The sequence below is a fragment of the Streptomyces sp. NBC_00466 genome, from assembly GCF_041433995.1.
Taxonomy (GTDB): domain Bacteria; phylum Actinomycetota; class Actinomycetes; order Streptomycetales; family Streptomycetaceae; genus Streptomyces.
The window spans coordinates 277,329-297,422 of record NZ_CP107897.1 but is presented as its reverse complement, the minus strand read 5'-3'; the positions used below and the strand labels follow the sequence as shown (position 1 = coordinate 297,422).

The 20,094-nt window shown below is 68.1% G+C and carries 16 protein-coding genes and 1 pseudogene; 1 reads left to right on the top strand and 16 read right to left on the bottom strand.

Annotation, left to right across the window (positions count from 1 at the left end; all coding sequences use genetic code 11):
* Window positions 1-258: 258 nt before the first annotated feature.
* The gene (locus tag OG210_RS34085) at window positions 259-4,476 is read right to left on the bottom strand and encodes a LamG-like jellyroll fold domain-containing protein (RefSeq protein ID WP_331719910.1); all 4,218 of its coding nucleotides are present in this window, start codon (window positions 4,474-4,476) and stop codon (window positions 259-261) included.
* A gap of 283 nt (window positions 4,477-4,759) precedes the next feature.
* Here OG210_RS34085 and OG210_RS34080 point away from each other — a divergent pair.
* Window positions 4,760-5,215, top strand: a pseudogene (locus OG210_RS34080) (IS5 family transposase); the annotation flags it as partial.
* Window positions 5,216-5,974: 759 nt separating this feature from the next.
* Here OG210_RS34080 and OG210_RS34075 read toward each other — a convergent pair.
* The 15 genes from OG210_RS34075 to OG210_RS34005 all read right to left on the bottom strand — a co-directional run bounded on the left by OG210_RS34075 (window position 5,975) and on the right by OG210_RS34005 (window position 20,043).
* A complete protein-coding gene (locus OG210_RS34075; RefSeq protein ID WP_331719899.1) occupies window positions 5,975-6,340 on the bottom strand; it encodes a DUF192 domain-containing protein in 366 nt (121 codons plus the stop codon).
* 20 nt (window positions 6,341-6,360) lie between these two features.
* On the bottom strand, window positions 6,361-9,768 hold the full coding sequence (locus OG210_RS34070) for a LysM peptidoglycan-binding domain-containing protein (protein ID WP_331719898.1): 3,408 nt from the start codon (window positions 9,766-9,768) through the stop codon (window positions 6,361-6,363).
* 8 nt (window positions 9,769-9,776) lie between these two features.
* The gene (locus OG210_RS34065; RefSeq protein WP_331719897.1) at window positions 9,777-10,241 is read right to left on the bottom strand and encodes a pilus assembly protein TadG-related protein; all 465 of its coding nucleotides are present in this window, start codon (window positions 10,239-10,241) and stop codon (window positions 9,777-9,779) included.
* The gene (locus tag OG210_RS34060) at window positions 10,238-10,690 is read right to left on the bottom strand and encodes a TadE/TadG family type IV pilus assembly protein (protein ID WP_331719896.1); all 453 of its coding nucleotides are present in this window, start codon (window positions 10,688-10,690) and stop codon (window positions 10,238-10,240) included. Before OG210_RS34060 ends, OG210_RS34065 begins: the two co-directional genes overlap by 4 nt.
* Window positions 10,687-11,100: a TadE/TadG family type IV pilus assembly protein gene (locus OG210_RS34055; RefSeq protein WP_331719895.1), complete on the bottom strand. Its 414-nt coding sequence runs from the start codon at window positions 11,098-11,100 to the stop codon at window positions 10,687-10,689. The genes OG210_RS34060 and OG210_RS34055 overlap by 4 nt, the downstream gene beginning before the upstream one ends.
* A 44-nt stretch (window positions 11,101-11,144) precedes the next feature.
* Window positions 11,145-11,333: a hypothetical protein gene (locus OG210_RS34050; RefSeq protein ID WP_328335744.1), complete on the bottom strand. Its 189-nt coding sequence runs from the start codon at window positions 11,331-11,333 to the stop codon at window positions 11,145-11,147.
* Window positions 11,334-11,355: 22 nt separating this feature from the next.
* Window positions 11,356-12,249, bottom strand: a complete 894-nt coding sequence (locus OG210_RS34045; RefSeq protein ID WP_331719894.1) for a type II secretion system F family protein — start codon at window positions 12,247-12,249, stop codon at window positions 11,356-11,358.
* The gene (locus OG210_RS34040) at window positions 12,246-13,160 is read right to left on the bottom strand and encodes a type II secretion system F family protein (protein ID WP_331719893.1); all 915 of its coding nucleotides are present in this window, start codon (window positions 13,158-13,160) and stop codon (window positions 12,246-12,248) included. The genes OG210_RS34045 and OG210_RS34040 overlap by 4 nt, the downstream gene beginning before the upstream one ends.
* Complete coding sequence (locus OG210_RS34035; RefSeq protein ID WP_331719892.1) at window positions 13,157-14,707, bottom strand: CpaF/VirB11 family protein; 1,551 nt, start codon at window positions 14,705-14,707, stop codon at window positions 13,157-13,159. Before OG210_RS34035 ends, OG210_RS34040 begins: the two co-directional genes overlap by 4 nt.
* Complete coding sequence (locus OG210_RS34030) at window positions 14,700-15,575, bottom strand: hypothetical protein (RefSeq protein WP_331719891.1); 876 nt, start codon at window positions 15,573-15,575, stop codon at window positions 14,700-14,702. Before OG210_RS34030 ends, OG210_RS34035 begins: the two co-directional genes overlap by 8 nt.
* A complete protein-coding gene (locus OG210_RS34025; protein ID WP_331719890.1) occupies window positions 15,572-16,267 on the bottom strand; it encodes an SAF domain-containing protein in 696 nt (231 codons plus the stop codon). The genes OG210_RS34030 and OG210_RS34025 overlap by 4 nt, the downstream gene beginning before the upstream one ends.
* Before the next feature lie 35 nt (window positions 16,268-16,302).
* The gene (locus OG210_RS34020) at window positions 16,303-17,298 is read right to left on the bottom strand and encodes an ATP/GTP-binding protein (RefSeq protein WP_331719889.1); all 996 of its coding nucleotides are present in this window, start codon (window positions 17,296-17,298) and stop codon (window positions 16,303-16,305) included.
* Complete coding sequence (locus tag OG210_RS34015; protein WP_371540811.1) at window positions 17,292-17,666, bottom strand: hypothetical protein; 375 nt, start codon at window positions 17,664-17,666, stop codon at window positions 17,292-17,294. The genes OG210_RS34020 and OG210_RS34015 overlap by 7 nt, the downstream gene beginning before the upstream one ends.
* A gap of 482 nt (window positions 17,667-18,148) precedes the next feature.
* Window positions 18,149-18,733: a hypothetical protein gene (locus OG210_RS34010; RefSeq protein ID WP_331719887.1), complete on the bottom strand. Its 585-nt coding sequence runs from the start codon at window positions 18,731-18,733 to the stop codon at window positions 18,149-18,151.
* A 104-nt stretch (window positions 18,734-18,837) separates the two neighbouring features.
* The gene (locus OG210_RS34005) at window positions 18,838-20,043 is read right to left on the bottom strand and encodes a helix-turn-helix transcriptional regulator (protein WP_331719886.1); all 1,206 of its coding nucleotides are present in this window, start codon (window positions 20,041-20,043) and stop codon (window positions 18,838-18,840) included.
* Between the last annotated feature and the right edge of the window lie 51 nt (window positions 20,044-20,094).

The window sequence follows — 20,094 nt, the reverse complement described above, 5'->3', positions numbered from 1 at the left end:
ACCGGGCGGTCCGCAGACACTCCGGACTTGGCCGCGTCGGCTGCGGCGACTTCGTCGGGCAGGGCTGTGGCCTGTAGAAGACCTGCGGCCAGGGTGGCACACAACACGAGGGATATCCGGTGTCGTGAGGCATGGCGGAGCCGTGTTCGCTTTCTCATGGAATGGGTCTCTCACTGCCGAGCGCACAGGTGGCGCGGGAAGGGCGGGGGAAGTCGGAAGTACAGTCACCGGCCACTGGACCGGGCTGTCGGGGTGTGCTCAGTCGATGGGAGGAACTTCGGTCGGGACGGCGAACCAGGAGGCGGCCAGATATTCGACCTGACTGTCGCTGAGAGCTCCCTGGAAGGCCCACACGTCATCGACGGTGCCGGGGAAGAACCGGGAACTCTTGCCTGCCGTGACGTTGGCCCCGACCTGGAAGCCTCTCGTCGCCTTGTGGGTCAGGACGTTCTCGCCCCAGGCAATGAGGTCCGCGCAGGCCGCGTCGTCCGATGTGCCGTCGCCGTCGTCGTCCCCACACGCCACTTCTTGTAGGACTCCGTTCACGAAGAGGCGCGCCTCTTTGGAGAACCCGTCGTAGACCACTGCCAGGTGGTTCCAGGAGGTGACGTCATCGAAAGCCGTCGAGGACACCAGGGCCTCCGAGGCATCCGGACTGTCCTTGTCAGCGAGAGACATCTCCCAACGGCCCACTCCCTCACCGCCCTTCGGTTCGGGCACGAAATGAATGTCCAGGGCGCTCCTGCCTGCGCTTTCCGCGCTCAGGACGGTGACCTCCTTCGACGGCGTCGCAGCCGCCTGCGCCCAAGCCGTGACGGTGAAACTCGTGCTCGTGTCCACAGGCATGGAAGCCGTGGAGGCGTACGCATCGTTCCCATTCAGCTGAAGGCCGTGATCGTCGATCCAGCCCGTACCGAGGGCCGCGCCCCCCTTGAGAGTCATCGGGCGGTTCTCCTCGGAAGCATCCGGCGACGTGGCGGGTGTGGTCGAAGTCGCTTCCTCGAACTGCCAGCGCCCCTGCAGCAGCGGGTGCTGCTTGAACATCTGCGCCACCTCCTCCGCTGAGACCGGGCGGTCGTACAGACGTACGTCGTCGATCTGACCGGGGAGGAACGAGCGCGGCTTACTCTCGAAGGACCCGGCACCGATCTGCACAGGCCCGGCCGCGTACCAGGTCTTGGAGAGGTTTGTACTGCCCGCCTGCGCGCCGTTGACGTACAGGGTGAGCTTGTCGGCGACGGTGTCATGGACACCTACCAGGTGCACCCAGTCGCCACCATGAGCGGTGACGCCCTCCGCCTGCATCGCTCTGATCGGTGTGGCATCGGGTTCGTCGGCCGAGTACTGATTGAACGCCCACCGGTCGTATGCGGAGGAGTAGTAGAGCTCAAATCCCGCCGTATGGGCCCCTGCCTGAGTGACGACCATCGCAGCATGGTCGGGCTTCTTCTCAGGAAGTTTCACCCACGCCGAGACGGCGAATCCACGCTCGTTGTTGAGTTGCGGCGAGACCGTGGTGGCGTAGTCGTCGCTGCCGTCAAGGGTCAGCGACCTTCCGTTGACACCGGGCCTGCCACTTCTGGCCCCTCCCTTCAGAGACATGGCATCCACATCCGCGTGCCCCGTGACGTGGGTGGCGTTGGCGGGCTCGTCCAGAAGGAAGATCGCCCGGGCCTGCCGGCCCGGGGTCGTCAGCGGCTCATGCCGGTAGAGGTGGGTGATGTCTGCCGCGGTCAGAGGCTTGTCGAAGACGCGCAAGTCGTCGATGGTTCCCGGAAAGAAGGAACCAGGTTTTCCGTCGTAGGAACCGGCGCCGATCTGCAGACCGCGCCGGGCATCCCAAGGACTGTCGTAGGTGGTGCTACCGGCGAGTTGTCCCTGGACGTAGAGACTGAGTTGCCCGGTGGCGGAGCTGTACGTGCCGACCAGGTGGGTCCACTGCTCGGCTTTCACCCCGCCCGCCGATGCCTGCATGGCTCGGGCAATGGGCGCGTTGGGGGTGTCGCTCGTGTACTGGTTGAACGCCCACCGATCGTAGGCCTTGGAGTAATACAGCTCGAAACCCGGGGAATGGTTGCCCGGCTGCGCGGCGATAATGGCCGCTCCCTGCGGCAGGGAGGACAGCTTCGCCCAGGCGGAGACTGAAAACCCGGTGTCCGTGGCGACGACGGGGATGTCGGTGTCGGCATAGTCGTCGACCCCGTCAAAAGCCACGCCCGTGCCGGTCTCACCGGGAGCACCGGGAGCCGCGCCACCGTGCAGGATGGCGTCGCGATCGGGAGTGCTGCCCCGGGCCTCGCTCGCACCATCCTGTTCGTCCAACTGCCAGGTCGCTCGTTCCGGCTGCCCGGCCTTGACCCTGAAGAGGTAGGTACGGATCTCACTGCCATTGCCTGCGCTGTCAAAAGCCTGCGCCGTGACAAAGTTCAGGCCCGGCTTCGATGGCAGCATCCTGACATTCTGGGCCGCACCCTTGGATGTACTGATCTTGTTCTTGGCTGTCGGATCCGTGTTGATGCCGTACCAGTAGGAACTGACATCAGTGTCGGCTGCGGATACGGCGAAGGTGCCGTACTTACCCACTCCGTCGTACCACGGGTCCTGCGGGTTTTCAGGATCGAGCGCCGGATAGTCTCCCGACGCCAGCCCGGGCGCCTTCGGAACCTTGGTGTCGTAGATGAAGTAGCAGGCCTCCGGATCACCGGTGGACGACCATGGCGAGTACTGCGCCCCGTCCCATACGCGTACCTGCCAACTGATCTTCTTGTTCGTCGGAATTGACGAGGGGAGAGCCACGGTGAACGCCGAGCCCGACTTCTTCGAAGGCGTACGGGCGGGAGTCCAGTGGGGTGAGTTGCCCTTGCCGTCCCCGGAGTCCCAGGACACCTGGAACTGCACCGCGACCGAGTCGCCGTCGGGGTCGGTGATGTTGTTCGCGTATATCTTCCCCAGGGTGCGCACGGGGGCTGCGAGTGCTGACTTCTTGCAGACACCGCCGTATTCCATGGTGAGTTGCGAAGACTTCACCTGAGCCGGCGGCCGATTGAACTTGACGCGCAGATACGCCTTGTCGGAGAACCTCTTCCATGCCAGACCGTCGGCTTCGCTGGCCGCCCGCAGTCCGAACGTCATGCTGGATGTCTTGCTCGTGGCAGCCGACTGGACGGCGGACCGCACGTCGAACTCGGCGTCCTTCGCCGCGCAGCCCGTATAACCGTAGGCGAAGGAATCGGACTTGAGCTGTTTGATCCAGAACCCCGAGGCGCTCTGGGAGTTCCACGTCGTGGACGCGGAGATGCCCTTGGTCTGCCAGAGCTCCACGCCGCGCTTCTCACACGAGGCCGACCACGTGTTACGGACCACGAACTCCGCAGACAGGATCGATTTCCCGGCGAACTTGGAGACAGGAATCTGGTAGAAGAGTCGCTTTGTGTCGTGGGGCTGGCAGTAGCTCCAGTCGCACAGACCCATACCGGCATCGGCGGCACCATTGAACTTCCACTGTGGTGACGACGCCCAGTACTTCGAAGCCATGGTCCAAGAAGACGCACGCGGCGAGTACCACTGCGGGTCAATGAAGACCGGGTACTGCGTGTCCTTACCCCGCAGTACGTCCTGATCCGGAGTCAGGACGAGTTCATGGCCGTCGGCGGGGACCGCTACGTCAACCGGCGCCAGCTTGCCCGACTCTCCCGCCCCTGGCTCACTCTGCGCTACGGCACTTCGGACACGGGTGCTCTTCGCTGTGGCACTCGCACTGTCGGGCCCCGCACTCGAGTCCCACATCTGCGGAGTCGGCGCCTCGAAGACAGCACCACCCGCGCCCTGGTCAACGGCTTCCAGGCTCCCCTGTTCGGTCCTCCGGACGTCCATGCCGTCCGCCGTCAGCTTCAGCCGTAGGCTCGTCAGGTCCTCGCTGCGGGCGGCCTCGGCACTCTTGACCACCAGCAACTGAGTGAAGCCGTCTTCTTGAGCACCCATTCTGAGGTCCACGCCCGGCAGCACGTCGCGGTAGGTCGCCGTCGCCCCGTCGATCTCCGGCTTCGGCAACGGGCGCGGCCAGGAGAGGGCCAGCTCACGGCCGTTCTTCTCCATCCGCACCAGGGGCTGTTGACCACCTGCCGAGAACGCCAGCTCTGACGCGGTGGCTTTTGCCTTCACACCGTCAGGCGTCGTCGTCAGATTAGTGTCGACCGGCTTCCACTCGCCACCGATGCGGGTACGGACCGGGCGCAGGTACTCCCGCGCCTCCAGATTCCCGTCAGCCGTCGCGTACACATCGCTCGACTCCCCCCGCATCGAGGGAATCTCGACAGGCTCTCCGGACCTCTTCGCTGCAGCCAGGGCCTGCTCGGTCGTACGGGTCGCGATATCCGGCGGGGTGTCCACAGCCGACACCGAACCCGGTGCGCGTGCAGGCACGGCAGCCTCGGTTTCCACGGGGGTCAGCGGCAACAGGCCGATGGTGACTGCCATTCCCAGCACGACCACCACCCGTCGACGGCCCCCGGCTGGGCGCGGCTCCCTCAGCCGCGATACATCCCGGTCACCATGTCTGCCATCTCTCCTCACAGCCCACCCTTACTTCACAGGAAACTCACAAACATGCTGAGTTAACGTCTCGCTGTGAGCAGGCGTCAAGGGTCGCCCTGGCGGTGATCGTCCCGATTCACCTCAGAAGGACGCATCTGTTCAGCGACGAGAACGAGCCAACTAGGGTCTGTTGCGGAAGTGGATCTTGAATTGCGATGATCACGGTGTGGCGCGAGGGGATCTGACGGACCGGCAGTGGGCTCAGTTGGAGCCGTTGCTGCCGGTGGGGAAGAAGGGTGGGCAGGCCGCGGACGTGGACGCGTCGGCAGTTGATCGACGGGATACGGTGGCGGACCCGCGCGGGGTCCCCGTGGCGGGACGTGCCCGAGCGGTACGGCCCGTGGGACCGGATCTACGACCTGTTCCGTCGGTGGCAGCGTGACGGCACCTGGAAGCGGATCTTGGAACAACTGCAGGTCCAGGCCGATGCGCAGGGTCTGATTACCTGGGATGTGAGCGTGGATTCGACTGTCTGCCGTGCCCACCAGCACGCCGCCGGCGCGCGTAAAAAAGGGATCTGCAGCGCGAGCCGCCGGGCGGGATCGACATTGAGCCGGACGACCATGGGCTCGGACGTTCCCGAGGTGGCCTGACCACGAAGATCCACCTGGCGACCGAGCAGCGTTGCTGGCATTCGCGGCCGCCCCGGTGGGAGTCGATCTGGAAGTAGGTGCCGCCGCTTCCCTGGCAGGCGATGTCCCCCTGCCCTGGAAGGGAGATGTGACGCGGTCCGCAGCAGGCGCGAGGCATAGCTGGTCTCGCCCTCGGCGGCACGACCGCCGTCTACCTCAACTCCTTTGCCGCAGCCACGGCCCGGTCGCGTTTCAGCCGGTTGATGCCGCACTCCACAGCGTGTCGCTCCTTGTAGTCGCGCACCTGGCCTACCTCACCAACTCGATGCCCGCCGAGGGCGCCCGCCCATGATGTGCGCCATGTCCCGGACGTTCAGGGGGCCGACTGCCTGGGCCGTGCCGCGTGAGCGGGGTCAGCCTCTGCTGCTCCGATGCGCGTCAGGTCGACTACCTGCTGCAACCTCGGCATCTCATCAAAGGGGCACTCCCCAGGCGACGGGAGCCTCGCCGCGCCGAGCATCCGAACGCAGAGCCTCTTCCTCCGGCTATCGCGGAGGAAGAGGTGTCGGCAAGCGGCGAGGGCTTGCCCGCATGGGATGACCAGGCGAAATACCCAAGATCAGAAAAGGTGGGTTCACACCTCCGGTAGTACCTCCGGAGCACCTCTGGATGCACCTCTGCAGCCCACTCTGCAGACACCTTTGGGTGCAACCCTCGCAGCGGAGCGTCCAGACAGCCCGCTCGCGCCCAGTGCGCGGCGGCTCCACTCGCACCGTCGGCGCACGGGCCGCCTTCGCGCGGGCGATCGGTCAGCCTGGTCGCTGGTGGATGGAAAGGTGCGTACCACGCTGAATGTTCCAGCGTGCCATGGCTCCGGCTTCGGCTTCCAGGACGTGGCGGGCGTACCGGCGGGGAGCTCCGAGGCGGTTGGGCCCCATGGTGTGGACGTCGAGGACACGCAGTTGTCTGTCGAGGTAGGCCACATCGATGGGGAAGCGCATGCGCAGAGTGTGCACGCTGCTGGAGGGGGTGATAAGGATGGCTCCGTCGATGCCATCGCGGCCGAGCAGGCCGCGGGTGCGCGCCTTGGGGGACGAGGCGATTTCCAGAGTCACCTCGGTGTCGGCGGTCCGGAGGCGGGCGGGGCCGTCGCGGAGTTGTGACGGTGTCGGCATACGGTTCCTGGGTGAGTAGTTCAGTGGGTGATGACGGGGCGGGGTAGCAGGTCGCGCAGGAGTTCTGCTGTGTCGTCGTCCACGTCGACGCCGCCCAGTTGTTCGTTGATCTTCATGAGGTTCGCGGCAGCTTTCCGCAGGGCCTCGATGTCACCGGCGGCGTGGTGGGCGAGGAAGATCTGGCGGTGCAGCGTTTCGTTCTCTTCACAGGCGAGAAGACCTTGACGGGCCGCCAGGAGAGCGCCCGGGATGTCCCCGGCTTCGCGGAGCCGGGTGGACAGCTCGTAGGCGACGTGCGCGATCGCCGAGACCATCTCCTGGGTGATCGGCTCGGCCCAGGTGTAGCGGACGGGGTTGATGCCGGTGAAGGGGCGGCCGCGGACCAGAGCGAGTGCGCGGCGCAGGGCGAGGTCGCCGTCCTCTGTCTGGTCGGTCAGTCCCTTGCGGGCGTGTTTTTGGAAGTCGGTCCAGTCGCAGGTGGTCTTGGGGCCGAGGCGGTAGCGGCTGTCGCCGGTGTCCGGGACGCGGGGGAAGTGGAGGTTGCCGTCTTCGTCCTTGGCGAGCCAGGACCGGGTTCGGGAGATGACCGCGTTGCGCATGTCCTTTTTGACCTGGCGGCCAGGCCAGAGGGCGTCATCGATGGCGTGGTGGTCGACTCCTGGGTTGAGAGCGAGGTAGGCGACGAGTTCGACGCCGATGTTCTTTCTGTTGGAGTCGAGCCTGCCGGTGGCGCCTTCGATCTGGACGCTGCCGAGCAGGAGTACCCGTGGTCCGCTGGCCGGGGCCGGTTCGTCGGTGGGAGGTGGTGTCGTGGTGGCTGGAGCTGGGACGGTCGCGTGGACGGCCCAGGCCGGTGGCGTGCACGCGGTGGCGAGCACCGTGGGGTTGTTGGCAGGTTCGGTTCGCGGATTTTCCTGTGGGTCGTGGTCCGCGATGCCGGGTCCGTCGTCCGTCGCGGTCAGACCCTCAGGTTCGGGGGCGTTGTTCTCCGAGTCCGTGCGTACGGCCGCCAGGTCGTGGTCGTCTCTCTGCGCTGGGTACATGCTGCTGTCCTCGCCGAGGGATTCCTCTTCGAGGTCGGCGTACTCCGCGGGTAGACCGTCTTCACCGGGTTCGTCCGCGGTGGCATCGTCGTCCGGGTCGGCGGTGACCCACTCGGGTGCGGGAACGTCTGTCTCGCTGGCGGCGAGGGTGAGCAGCTCGATGGCGTCGGCGAAGTGTTCGTCGGACAGGCCCTGGAGACGGATGGGGAGACGGGAGCCGGGGAGCACGATGGTCTCGTCCGGGCTCTGGCACCTCAGTGTCCAGGCCCCTGCCTCCGGGCCGGTGGGGGTGGTGGTGATGACGGCGGCTGCTGTGGTGGGTTGTTGGGTGAGCGCGTCGAGGAGTCGGTCGGTGTCGGCTCCCTCGGGCAGGTTCTCGGCCAGGACAACGTGCGGGGTCCAGTCGCCTGCGGTGTCTTCGCTCAGCCGTGCGTGGCGCAGTGAGGTGGCTCCGATTCCAGCGAGGGCGCGGCGCTGGTCGGCCGTGTGAGCGGCAAGGTCGGTAGCTGCGTCGGTTACGTCGGTTCGGGCGACGCGTTCGGGGGCGGCCTCTTCGAGGCCGGTGGCTGTATCGCCGAGGGCGGCTACTTCCAGGTGTCCGGGTACGGGGGTGTTGGCGAGTTCCACGGCGATGGCCTGCAGGACGTGGCGGGCGAAGTCCTCGTCTCCTGCCAGGTGGAGGATGCCGACGTGTTCGAGGTCGATGAGGACGAGGTGGCCCTGGGCGTCCCAGCCGATCGAGACGAGTACGGGGTAGGGGGCGTCTGCGTCCTGCAGGGTTTCGTCGTCGGCCAGGTCGGGGTTGGTGGCTGAGCAGGTCCACAGGTCCTGGCGGCCGGCCGCGGATGCGAACGGCTTCATCGGGGCTGTGTCCTGGTCGAGGTGCAGTTCGACGCGGGACTCGTGCAGGACCACAGCTTCCACGACGGGGAGCTCGCGTCCCACCGCTGCGAGGTTGAGGGCGAGGGTGCGCAGCGCGGTGTCGAGCAGGTCGAAGCCCGTGGGGTGCTGGGCGGCGCGCAGTCCTTGTTCGGTCGCTGCTGCCCGGCCTTGTGGCATCGGGATGCGCCGGCCGGGGCGCAGGCGGCGCTGTTGGAGTCGGCGTCTCAGGGCGAGGGTGCCGATCAGGGCTGCGGCCAGCGCCCCGGCGCCCATCCACATGGCGGCCGGTGCGAGGGCCTGGTCGTCCTGTTCGTGGGTCGGCTGGACGTGGGCCGGGCCGGTCTTCTGGGTGCTGGAAGCAGGCGTGGGGGTGGCAGTGGTGTCGGGGGCTGGGTTGGGCGTACTGCTCGGGGCAGTGGTGGTCGGGGGTGAGGGGTGCTGTGGGGGGCCCTGGCGGTCGCCGTGGCCGGCTTCCGGGGTCTTGCTGGTGGGGGTGTGCTGATGTGTGGTGGGGTGCGGGTTGTCCGTGGGGGCTTCGGTGGCGGGGCTTTTCTGTTCGGCCTGCTGGGGGATGTCGAGTTTCTGGCCCGGGTAGATGAGGTCCGGGTTGTCGAAGTGGCCTCCCCCAGGCTGGGCTTCTCCCTTGTTGGCGTCGTAGATGGCACGCCATTGGGTGGGGTCGCCGTGGCGGGCTGCGATGGACCAGAGGCTGTCTCCGGCACGGACTGTTTCCGCCTCGGGTGCCTTCTCGTCGTCTCCTGTGGCCGCGGCCGTGTGGGGGGTGGCGTCGGAGGACGGGGTGGTGGCCGCTGAGGCCTGGCTGGCGGGCTTCGCGGAGCGGGCGTCCGCGGGAAGACTGACGACCGTGCCCAGCGGCAGGTACCCGTCGCCGGCAGCGAGTTCCGGGATGCCGGGGTTGAGGGCTGCGATGTCCTTCCACCGCTGCCCGCTGCCGAGGTACGTCTCGGCCAGGTCCCACGGCGACTCGGTGGGCGAGGTGACCGTGTGCTGGGGCCAGGCGCTCTGAGAACTCGGGGAACTGGTGCTGTTCCCACTGGGGGCTGCGGTCGGGCCCGGCTCGCTCACCGCGGTGTGGACGACGGTAGCGGCGGAGGCGGGTGAGACGACGGCGGCCGAGGCTGCGGTCGGTGCGAGCAGCACGACCGCGCCGACCAGGAACCCGGCGAAGGACTGCAGGCCGCCCAACCCCTTGATCCGGGGAGCAGAGCGGCGGCGCAGCACGGCCACGAACTCGACGAGGACGGAGAAGGTGAAGGCTGCCCAGGCGGCCCAGCCGAGAAGGGTGAGGACGACGAGGAAGGCGGTGCCGTCGTCCTGGCTCATCAGCAGGTCCCAGCCACCGGTGAGTTCGGTCGGCTGGTGTCCGACGGCAAGCAGCCCGTAGGGGACGCCGGCGACCAGGGCGAGCAGGAGGACGAGCCCGGTCAGGGCGCGCAGCAGGACGCCGAGGGCGCGCAGGGGTCCGGGGGTGCGGTGGGCCATGGTGCGGCTCAGCCTCCAGCAGCGGGTTGGGTTTGTAGGTGGGCCTTGGCGGTGCCGGTCACGTCGAGCGTGCTCTTGCCGAGCAGGGCGGCGAACTTGGTGCGGTAGGTGTCGTGGACAGTCACATTGAGGGTCTGCCCGCCGTCGGTGATCTCCACGTCTCCCTGGACGTTCGCGCCTGCGAGGTAGTCCTGGGCGGCCGCGCGGGCGGCGTCCGGGTCGATCGTGATGGCGGTGCCTTCGGTGGCCTGTGCCGGGTCGAGTTGCTGGCCGGCGGTGCGGGCGGCTTCCTGGGCCAGGGAGGTGCTGCGGTTTTCGGCGTTCAGGGCGCCGCCGCCGTCGACGAGGAGTCCCATGACCATGAGGATCGCCACGGAGGTGATCACGAAGAACAGCGACATGGAACCGCGGTCGCCCCGGGTGCGCAGTGCGGTGCGGCGCCGGTGTACGAATCTGCGCACGGTGCGGGTCACTGGCGCCCCCGGTAGGTGTCGATGGGGCTGGTCCATGACGCTCGCAGGGTTTTCGAGCCGGGCAGTCCCGGCAGGCCGATGTCGGAGAGATCCGCAGTACAGGCGATGGTCGCGGTCACGGTGGCCGCGGTCCCGACGTCCAGGCTGTAGCCGGATGTGTCTAAGGTGACGCTGCTGGTCCGGCAGGTGATGCCCTCGCCGTCGAGGCTCTGTTCGGCCGCAGTCTGGGCCTGGGACTGTGCGGTGGAGGCGCCTCGTTCGAGGGAGGCGGCGCGTGCGGCTGCCCGGGCTGCGGAGTCGACGGCGCCGTTCGCGTCGACGACCCGGCCGAAGGCGACCATGAGCAGCAGCAGGGCGATGAGCGCCGGGGCGAGCACGGCTGTCTCGACCGCGTAGCTGCCCCGGTCCTGGCGCAGGGCCTGCGGGAGTCGTCTGCTGGGGCCGTTCATGGGTTTGTGAACCGTTCGACGGGGCCTTCGGCGTACTGGGTGACGTTCAGTTCGAGGCCGGGAACGAGGGTGGCAACGGTGCCGTGCACGGTGATGCGGATCTGCTGGGCGGTGCTGCCGGCGGGTGACACGCTCGCGCCCCGCACGCTGTTGCCGAACCGGGCGAGGAAGTCCTGTGCCTGGGCCACTCCGTCGCTGTCGGTGGCGCCGAAGGCCCGGCCGGCCTCGACGCCCTGGCGGGCGGCGGACTGGGCGACCTTGCGTGCGTGGTAGTAGAACCCGACCTGGATGGAGGTGAGGAGGAGGGCCAGGACGGCGATGGCCAGGGTCGCGACTTCGACGCTCCCGAACCCGCGGTCGCCCCGCGGTCCCAGGGCACCGGCCCGCCATGCGTTCAGCCGCTTCCTCACCCCGCCGCCCCCTCTTCTTGGTCTGTTGTCTCGGCCGGTCGTGTTCATCCGCCGTTGATGATGCCGATCTTTTCCGCGAGCTTCGTTTTGATCGCGACGATGACCAAGCCGGCCGCCACGAGGAAGGCCCCGGCGATGAGGGCGACTTCCGTGCTGTTCTGTCCGGCGTCGCGGGCTGCTTTGAGCTGCTCGTAGCGCAGGCGCATCCACGCGGTGAGGACCTCGATGTCCATAGCTGCTTCTCTCCCTTTGGGGTCAGGTGCCGAGGATGGTGATCGTGATGGGGATCATCACGAAGACGAGCATGAGGATCACGCCGAAGGTGACGGGAAGAACCATCGCCGCTGACGCCGCGTTCGCCTGGGCTTTCTGGTCCGAGAGCAGCGCGATGCGCAGCTGGCGGGCCTGGGCCTGCAGGGTGGTGTAGACGGCGGCGCCGTCGCCGGCGAGTGCGAGGGTGTCGGCGGGGCGGGTCAGTTCGGGGATGTCGAGTTCGTCGCCGAGCTGCTTGAGGGCGTCCCAGACGGTGACTCCGGCCAAGTCGGCCTGGTGGAAGATCTGCCGCATCCGCACGAAGATCCACCCGTCGCCGACTTCCGCGGTCTGCGTCAGGGCCTGCGCAGCGCCGGAGTTGGCGATGCGGGCGAGAGCGACGCGTTCGAGGTAGGAGGCGGCGGCGTGCCGTACGACCAGGCGCGCGGCGGCCGCTTCCCGTGCGATGTCTTTGCCGGGCCAGAACCACATCAGGGCTGCCAGGCCCAGGGACGCGATGAGCGGCATGGCGTAGGGCCACGGGGCGCCCGCCAGGGCGAGCATGGCCTGCATCAGCTGGGGGAAGAGCAGCCCGTACAGGGCGAACAGGACGCGTTTGCCGAGGTGTTCAGCTGGGCTCTTGCGCAGCAGCGCGAGGTCCTTGACGGGCAGGGTGATGCGTCCGCCGAACTCGCTGAGCAGCCGGGTGCCCACGCGCGAGGGAAGGGAGTCCGTCCCCGGCAGGGCGGCGGTGGACAGGGTTGCGGGGGCTTTGGTGGCGTCCAGGTGGTCCAGGGCGCTGGCCAGGTCTGCTTTCGCCGGCCAGGCCGCCCGGACGGCCAGCCCGATCAGGGCTCCGGAGGCGGCGGCTGGCAGGACGGCCTGCAGGGGGATCATCGCTGGCCTCCGATGGTGGTGAGGTGGGCGGGCAGCGTGTCCAGCAGGCGGGGATCCGGCTTGGTGCGGGCGATGCGGCGCAGCCAGCTCAGGGTCCAGGCGAAGGCGGCGCCCAGGCCGGCGAGGACGATCTGTCCCAGCGGGGATTGGTACCAGCCCGACCAGGCGTTGTTGAGCATGCAGCCGATCACGATGACGCAGATCACGACGGAGACCATGCGGGAGGATTTACGGACCTTGGCACGGTCGGCTTCGATGTCGCGGGCGTCGGCGGCTTGCTGATGGATGGTGACTGCGAGGGCTTCCAGGGCGTCGGAGAGCCCGGGTCCCTTGTAGACGGCGTGGGACTGGAAGAGCAGTACCACGTGGTCGGAGACCCCGTCGGCGAGTTCGTCGGCGAACCGCGCGAAGGCGTCCTGCGCTTCCATCCCGGCGCCCAGGCGGTCGGCGAGGGCCCGTACGTTCCCGGCGATGGGTGCGGGTGCGTTCTTGGCGCTGGCGCGGATGGTCTGCGGGAGGCTGATGCCCGCGGTGTGCACGCCGGCCAGGTGGTTGAGCCACTGGGCGAGCGCTTCGAGGCGCTCGATGCGTACGGTCGCCGCGGTGCCGGGGTTCAGGGTGTAGGGCAGGCCGAGCACCGATGCCCCGGCGAGAAGACCGTGGACGGGCCAGCCGGTCCACGCCCACACCACGAGAGTGACCAGGCCGGCGGTGCCGAGGAGATATTTCCAGCGCCGCTGCCACGCTTCGGGCAGTTCAGCCTTCGCGCGCTGGAGCCGGCCCGACATCCGAGAGGCGGGCTTGATCGGATCGCGTACGCGGCCGCGCAGCTCCTGGACAGCGAGGACGATCCCCATGACGGTGAGGACGGCGCAGCAGGCTGCGACCAGAGCGAGCTGGGATGTGGTCACCGTGGGCTCACCGTCTGCAGTGCGGGACCCCAGGCGCCGTGGGGGTTGTCCGTCAGCCACGGCCGGTGGAAGACGTTCGTGCGTTCCAGATCGGCGATGAAGGTCGGCATGTTCTTGTAGACGGCGCGTGGCTCCTGGCCGTGGGGGGCGAAGAGTTCCGTCGTTGTTGGTCTGCCGCCTTCGCCGACCACGTCGTGGACTTCGTAGATGTGGGAGACGAAGCGGTGCTTGCGGCCGCCGATCGCGGTTTCGTCCAGGTAGGTGAGGTACACGACGACGTCGATGGACGAAGCGATGAGGTGGTGGGCGGCTTCGGTGGCCATCCCGGCTTCGGTGCACAGCTGCACGAGGCGGCTGATGATCGCGTGGGGTCGCCTGACATGGAGGGTGCACATCGATCCGGAGCCGCCCGCGGACATGGCCTGCAGCATCGGGACGATCTCGGTGGAGCGGACCTCGCCGACGATCACCCTCGATGCGTTGTAACGCAAGGCTGTTGCGAACATGTCGGAGATGGTGACCTCGCCGGCAGCTTTATCGCCCAGGCGCTCACCGTTGGACTGGCGGGCCTCGAAGGCGAACGTGACCGGCCCCGGCTTGGGCCCTGGTTCGTCCAGGTAAAGCTCCCGGTCCGACTCCAGGGTGACGAGCCGCTCGGATGCCGGGATCTCCCGGCCCAGGGCCCGCAGCAGAGAAGTCTTTCCGGCCCCCATGTCGCCGACGACCAGGACGTTCATCCGAGCATGGACGCAGGCAGTCAGGAACCGCTCCAGGATCGGGTTGATGGAGCCCCACTGCGTCAGCTCGGCAATGCCGTGCTGACGGATACGGTGCTTTCGGATGACGACCGAGGGCCGGCTGGTCAGCAGCGAGGACGTGACACGGGAGCCGTCGGGCATCCGGAACCCGACCATCGGCGTCGCCTGAGTCAGGCCACGCTCACCGTGCCCGGACAGGCGGGCCATCCGGTTAACCCAGGTGATGAGTTCCTCATGGGAGTCAGCGACGCGCTCGATGGTGCGCCGGGGTTTGTCGAAGTACTCGACGTGCGCGCGCAGCCCGTCGACCATGACGTCTTCGACACCGTCCTCGTCGAGGAGGGACTGCAGGCGCCCGCCCCGGTACATCGCGTTGAACACCGCGGTGCGGATCGTGGCTTCGTGCTCTTCGGTCAGGGGCGTGTTGCCCTGCGCGTACTTGGCGGACCAGTCGGCGACGGCGGTGGTGACCAGGGAGCGGGCCAGGGCCCGGCGGTCGGCTTCCTCGAGGAGCTTGTCGGGGTCGCGGTCGCTGAGCTGCTGCGAGACGTCCGACTGCAGAGCTTCGATGACCTCCCAGCCCACGGGCAGTTCACCCGGGAGGCCGGCCAGACGCGGCACCGCGGCCGGGCCCGCCGCGTCGGCCGGTGGCTGCTGGGCCGGGACGGCGGGCTGGGTGGGTTCGGGGCGGCGCTGGCCGAGGCGTCCTGCGAGGAGCCCGGCGAGTTCTTCGCGGCCCATCGGCGCGGGATGCCCGTTGGTGCCGGGGCGCTGGTGGGTGTCAGCCACGGGGGCCGCCCGGCTTCTGCTGGCTGAGCCGCTGCAGCACACCGGCGAGCTGCGGGTTGGCCGGGCGCGGCGGGTACTCGCGCTGGATATGACGGCGCGCGGCGGCCGCTTCGAACGCCTCCGTGGCGGTACGCGCATGCCGCAGCAATGGACTGCGGCTGTAGCCGCGTGGAGGGCGGCCGCCCTGGGTGAGGTAGCCGGCCGTATCCGGGTCGAAGGGCAGCGCGGCCAGTACGGGCGTCTTGAGTGCCTCGGCGACCTGGTGCGCCCGGTAGGCGCCGTCCTCGATCAGCAGCAGGCCCAGGGCGTCGTCACCAGTACCGCGTTCACGCATTTCCGTGCGGAGCGGGTCGATGAGATGGCGAGCCAGTGTCAGGGACTGCTCGGTACCGCGGACAACCAGCAGGACGAGATCGGCCTGGTGGAGGAGCGGGGCGGGAGTCAGCGTGGGATGCAGGTGCCCGGACTCCAGGGCGAGGCGCCCGCCGTCGATGAACACGTCATACCCGGCCTCGGCAGAGAGCACCTGCAGGACGTCCGCGAGGGCAGGCCAGGTGCGGCTGAGAGCAGCCGCCTGAGCCGGATCGGTGAGACCGGGCAGAAGCTTGCGGTGCCCCGCCTCGTCCATCGGCCACAGGTGGTTGATGAAAGTGCTGGCCAGTGCGTCCGGTCCCGTTCGCTCGGCAGCCGCCAGGTGGTAGAGGCCGAACCCGGCGCTGACCGCGCTCTGGAGGAACCCGGCGCGGATCGTGCCGCCGCCCGGATCGCACTCAGCGAGCAGCGAGGCGCGCTTCGAAGCCAGAGACAGGGCCAGCGCGGTGGTGGTGACGCCGGAGGACTTCGCGGAGACAAGAGCGGTGACCGTCATCGGCTGCTCCGCGGTTCGCGGACCAGCGAGATCCGGCCCACCGCAGCGCGAGTGGCCAGGAGCGGGCCGTCAGTGGTCGCCACCGCGAGGTTCACGACCACGGTGCCGGACGCGTCCGGGCGGGACACCGACACGACGATCCCGTTCAGCGTCGACGGCGGCGCCTCGGCGCTCTTGCCGGTGGTGGTGTCGCCCTGGGCCGGGGTCGTCACTGCGAGGACCTTGTCGCCGGGGGCGAGGGTGCCGGCCGGTGACTGGCCGCGCTTGACCTGTACGCCGACCTGCTGCTTGTCATCGCCCAGCCCGGTCCCCGCGCCCAGCTGCGAGGAGGTCAGCAGGCCACCTTTACGCAGGTCGACGGCAGGGCGCTTGCCGACGATGCTGGTCCGCTGCCCGGCGGGGACCGGGGTCAGGGCGCCGTCAGCGGACACTTCGGCCACGACCAGGTCTGCATCGGTGATGGCCTGTCCTGCCGGCACGTCCCGGGCGATCGCGAGGACCTTGACCCGGTCGCTGGAGGAAGTGACGGCCGCGGCCGCCCCCAGCCCGCCGAGTACCGCCAGGACGATGCACAGGGCGGCAACCGACCAGCGGCGCTCGCGCTTGACCGGGGGCGTGGTGGTGATGGGGATCTCGGGGCGGCCGGGGCTCTGCGGGCGCGGCAGCGGCGGCGCGGCGACGGGGGGTTCCATGCGGCGAAGGGCCTTTCAAGTCTTTTCGTGAACGCTTAGTTGAGGACCTGGACCTCAACGACCGTGATGTCCACGGCGCTGTTCCTGACCTCGGTGAGCTGGCCGGTCTGGCCGCCGCCCTGCCAGTCGATCGACCAGGTCGATGTGGCGGTGACGTGGAACTTCCCCGACGGCTGGGTCGAGGACGGTTCGCTGTAGTGGTGGCCGCAGTCCGGCGAGGGGGCTTTGCCGTACTCGGCGCGGTAGGGGGTGCCGGCCGTGGTGCACGTGACACTGGACCCGTCACCGAGATTCCAGACGATTCTGGAGACCTTCGCGGTGGCCTTCACCGTCACACCCCCGGCCGAAGCACTGGCGACGTTCGGCCCGAAGGTCTCTGCACCTTTCGCCGTCCACATGTAGACCGGCATGCCCACGACACCCTTGCCGCCGGGCTTGGGTGTGATCCCGATTTTTGGCCCGAGCAGCGTCATCTTGTCGACGGCTTCCCGCGCGAGCTGTGCAGGGTCTACTGCTGCGGCCGCCGGAGGCTTGGCCATCCAAACGAAGCCCTGCAACTGGGTGTTGTTGGGATCGTCGGCAGTGCCGATGGGGCAGGTGCGCTGGTAGATAGCTCCGCTCCCAGGCTTGTGGCCCTTCCACGCTGGGTCGCTGGCCGGGGGCGGCGGCTGAGCCGGCTTGTAGTAACAGCCACCGGAGAACTGGCCGAGTTCAGGGTCGTTGCAGGGCATTTTGATTGTGCCGTCCTGAGGACCCTGGTCGCCCACGGTGACGTGACCAACGCCGGCGTTGACGGCGCAGGTTGGCTTCTTTCCCGGCTTCCGCGCTGCGGTCTTGCCGGTGCGGCCATGTTCCGGGGCGGCGGGCTTATTGTCCGAGCCATCAATGCCTGCCCCGATACAGACGGACATGTCGCCGCAGTCTGTGGGCGGGGCGACGGTCGGCTTCGGGTTGGGGTTCGCCACCGCGATCGGGGCACCGGCAAGCGTCAGTACGATCGCGAGCCCGGTGCCTGCGGCTCTCCTCAGCATGTGTGCTGCTTGTCGACTGCGTAGTCCACAACCATCCACCGATCGCCGATCGTGCGTACTGAGCCGGTCACTGTGTAGCGGTGGACCTGGTTGGGGCTGGTGACGTTCTTGCCGCTGTCCTTCTTCACCGCAGTCCAGTCCGTAGTGATGAAGCACTCGGACACCGTGGCCTTGTGGGGAGACTGTGCGAGATCGATAGCCGTCACCTTGGCGACACTCTTCGGCTTGCCCTTGAAGACGACGCCGGCCTGCCGGTACTGGAAAAGCTCACCTTCGATCTTGGCGAGTGCCTTGTCCGAGGCGTAGGTATTTAGCTTCGTCCCGGAGTCCTTTCCCACCGCGTACGCCTTCGTCTGCTCCTGCCGCATGCCGGCATAGGCAGTCAGTACAGCCCCCCGCGCTTTGGCTTCCTTCGCGTCCACGGTAGGCGAGGGGGAGGTACTGGTCGGCTTGTTTTCGACGGGATCGCCACCGTCGGAACTGCAAGCGGACAACGTTACGAGGGTGCATGCCGCGAGAAACACTACTGCGGGCCGAACTCCTCGGTTGCGAACCCGAAGGTGAGCTCGCTCCGATCGTGCTGGCTGTGCCACTACGCCTCCCCGTACGTTCTCGACGGCACCATGCTGACCTGCGGCGTGACGCGCTTGCTGGCTGCACCAGCAGCCACAGGTGACCGCCTGTTCCCCTACGTTACGCAAAGATCCCCCAACAACACAGCCCGTATTGCCAGTTCACACCACGCCTCGGGCCATAAACCGACACAATCCCGCACGGCGGGAAGAGCAGAGGCGATTCTTCGGCTGCCTGTCCCTTCTGGCGGGCTCCGGGATCAGAGCGCGCGGAGAATTCACGGGGCGGCATTGTCGATTCGTCGGCAGACGGGATTGCATGCCCACAGTTCGGTCGGATCCTGCAGTAGGAGGTCTCCTGTACAGAACACGCCGAGGCTTCGGGTCGCATACAGCCGCGCCCCGCATAGAGCGCATGCCAGTCCTTTGACCTGGTCGATGTTCTGCCTCTCAAGGTCCGGTCGGTCCTGGCTCTGTTCATTGTCGGGGGGTCGGGGCCCAAGGACGGTCCGCAGTGCGGCATGGAGAGCGTCCGCGCTGGTGCACAGGCGACCCCGTCGCGGGGAGACGAGCCAGTACGGACCGGGCGGGATTTCCTTGTCGTCGGCGGGAAGGACGATGTGGCTTGTCTCGCCGAGTGCCGTCGTCTGGGGCAGGTTCCAGGTTCGTGTGGTGCCGGGTGGAACGAGGAAATACACCCGCCGGTTGCCGGGATCCATCACGATCGCGCCTTCCTGCCCGACGAGGTGGTTCAGGGCCTGCAATCCGATGAAACGTGGGACGCGCACGGCGTCCCACCGCTGTCCAGCTGCCGCGATCAGTGTTCCGTTGTGGCCGGGGATTCCGGCTGCCGTTGGGCTCATGCGCATGCTTCCCGTGATCGGTCTTCAGAGGTGTGGGGACCGTACGGGCAGAGGGCCTGTTCCACCCGGACTGAGAGACCGGGTGTGCTCGCAGACCGGGCTCGTCAGAGCAGGCTGAGCCGCTCGGCCAGAGCCGTCGCCTGTTTGCGGTAGGTGGGCCGGGAGCGCTGCACCAGAGAGATGACGAGCTCCCGAGCGAGGGGACTGCGCTGGAGATCCTCGGGTGCGAGCACTTCGAGCTCCAGGAGGTGAACGAGGACGGCGGCGTCCTCTCTCCGCAGGGCGTAGCAGCGGGCTACCTCCAGGCCAAAGGTCATGCGCCGCTCGCGGGAGGGGAGCTGGTCGGTGTCGACCTTGTCGGCCAGGCGCAGGCCCTCGACCGCGTTGCCGTCGAGCATCTCTACGGAGACCGCATGGAGCTCGGTGTTCACAGGGCCGAAGACGGTCCACATGGTGTTCCCCTCCCCCGCTTGCTTCGCGAGCGGGGCGACACGGTTGGCCAGCCTGTCCCGGGCCGCCCAGGCGCGGTGGGTGCGGGCTTCTGCCACGACTGCCACCAGCTCCAGCGCGCCCTGGACGGCATCCGCCTCGGGGCCCTGCAGTTCGCGCTGGAGGGCGTCGGCTGCGCGAAGGGCGGTGTCGTGGGCGGCGTGTTCCTCTCCTGGCTGGGAGAGCAGTACGTGGCCGAGGTTCCATTGGGCTGCTGCGATCCGCAGCGGGTCGTCCGCGTCCTCGGATGCGCGGAGCGCCCGGTCGGCGACCATCAGCGCGAGGTCGAGGCGGCCGGCCCGGCGGCAGTATGAGCGCAGCAGTCCGTACAGGTCTGCGGAGATGCGCAGCAGCGCGCGACGCTCGCCGCTCTCGGTTGTGTGCCGGCTGGCTCGTACGGCGGTCTCCACGTCTGTGATCAGGTCCGGCAGCAGAAGTTCGGCGTCGGTGAACCGGGTGGGTGAGGTCTGCCAGATACGCCAGAGGTTCTCCACCCGCTCGCGCAGTGCCACCGCGTTGGTGGGCGCGGGGCCGGCGCTGGGCTGTTGACCCAGGAGCGCGCGCACCACGTCAGCCCCCGGCGTCGCCGGTGCGACCGGGAGGTCCTCGACGGGGTCGCCCAGCAACGCTCCTGCGGTCACTCCGAATTGGACGGCGAGCCTGGCGAGCACCTCGGACGAGGGAGTCTTCCGGCCGCGTTCCACCTGCGAGAGGTAGTCCTCGGTGATGCCGCACAAGCCGGCGACGACCGCCTGCGTGCGACCCTGCCGGAGACGGTGATGGCGGATGCGCTCGCCGATAGGAAGCGTGGGCAAGCTCATGTTCGGACCTCACTTCTGCCTGGCGTGCGACCAGCGTATGCGCCTGTATCA

Coding starts and splice junctions, on each gene's coding strand:
- OG210_RS34085 (WP_331719910.1), bottom strand. CDS start 4,476: ATGGCAGTCACCATCGGCCTGTTGCCGCTGACCCCCGTGGAAACCGAG.
- OG210_RS34075 (WP_331719899.1), bottom strand. CDS start 6,340: ATGCCGACACCGTCACAACTCCGCGACGGCCCCGCCCGCCTCCGGACC.
- OG210_RS34070 (WP_331719898.1), bottom strand. CDS start 9,768: ATGGCCCACCGCACCCCCGGACCCCTGCGCGCCCTCGGCGTCCTGCTG.
- OG210_RS34060 (WP_331719896.1), bottom strand. CDS start 10,690: ATGAACGGCCCCAGCAGACGACTCCCGCAGGCCCTGCGCCAGGACCGG.
- OG210_RS34050 (WP_328335744.1), bottom strand. CDS start 11,333: ATGGACATCGAGGTCCTCACCGCGTGGATGCGCCTGCGCTACGAGCAG.
- OG210_RS34045 (WP_331719894.1), bottom strand. CDS start 12,249: ATGATCCCCCTGCAGGCCGTCCTGCCAGCCGCCGCCTCCGGAGCCCTG.
- OG210_RS34030 (WP_331719891.1), bottom strand. CDS start 15,575: ATGACGGTCACCGCTCTTGTCTCCGCGAAGTCCTCCGGCGTCACCACC.
- OG210_RS34025 (WP_331719890.1), bottom strand. CDS start 16,267: ATGGAACCCCCCGTCGCCGCGCCGCCGCTGCCGCGCCCGCAGAGCCCC.
- OG210_RS34020 (WP_331719889.1), bottom strand. CDS start 17,298: ATGCTGAGGAGAGCCGCAGGCACCGGGCTCGCGATCGTACTGACGCTT.
- OG210_RS34015 (WP_371540811.1), bottom strand. CDS start 17,666: ATGCGGCAGGAGCAGACGAAGGCGTACGCGGTGGGAAAGGACTCCGGG.
- OG210_RS34010 (WP_331719887.1), bottom strand. CDS start 18,733: ATGAGCCCAACGGCAGCCGGAATCCCCGGCCACAACGGAACACTGATC.
- OG210_RS34005 (WP_331719886.1), bottom strand. CDS start 20,043: ATGAGCTTGCCCACGCTTCCTATCGGCGAGCGCATCCGCCATCACCGT.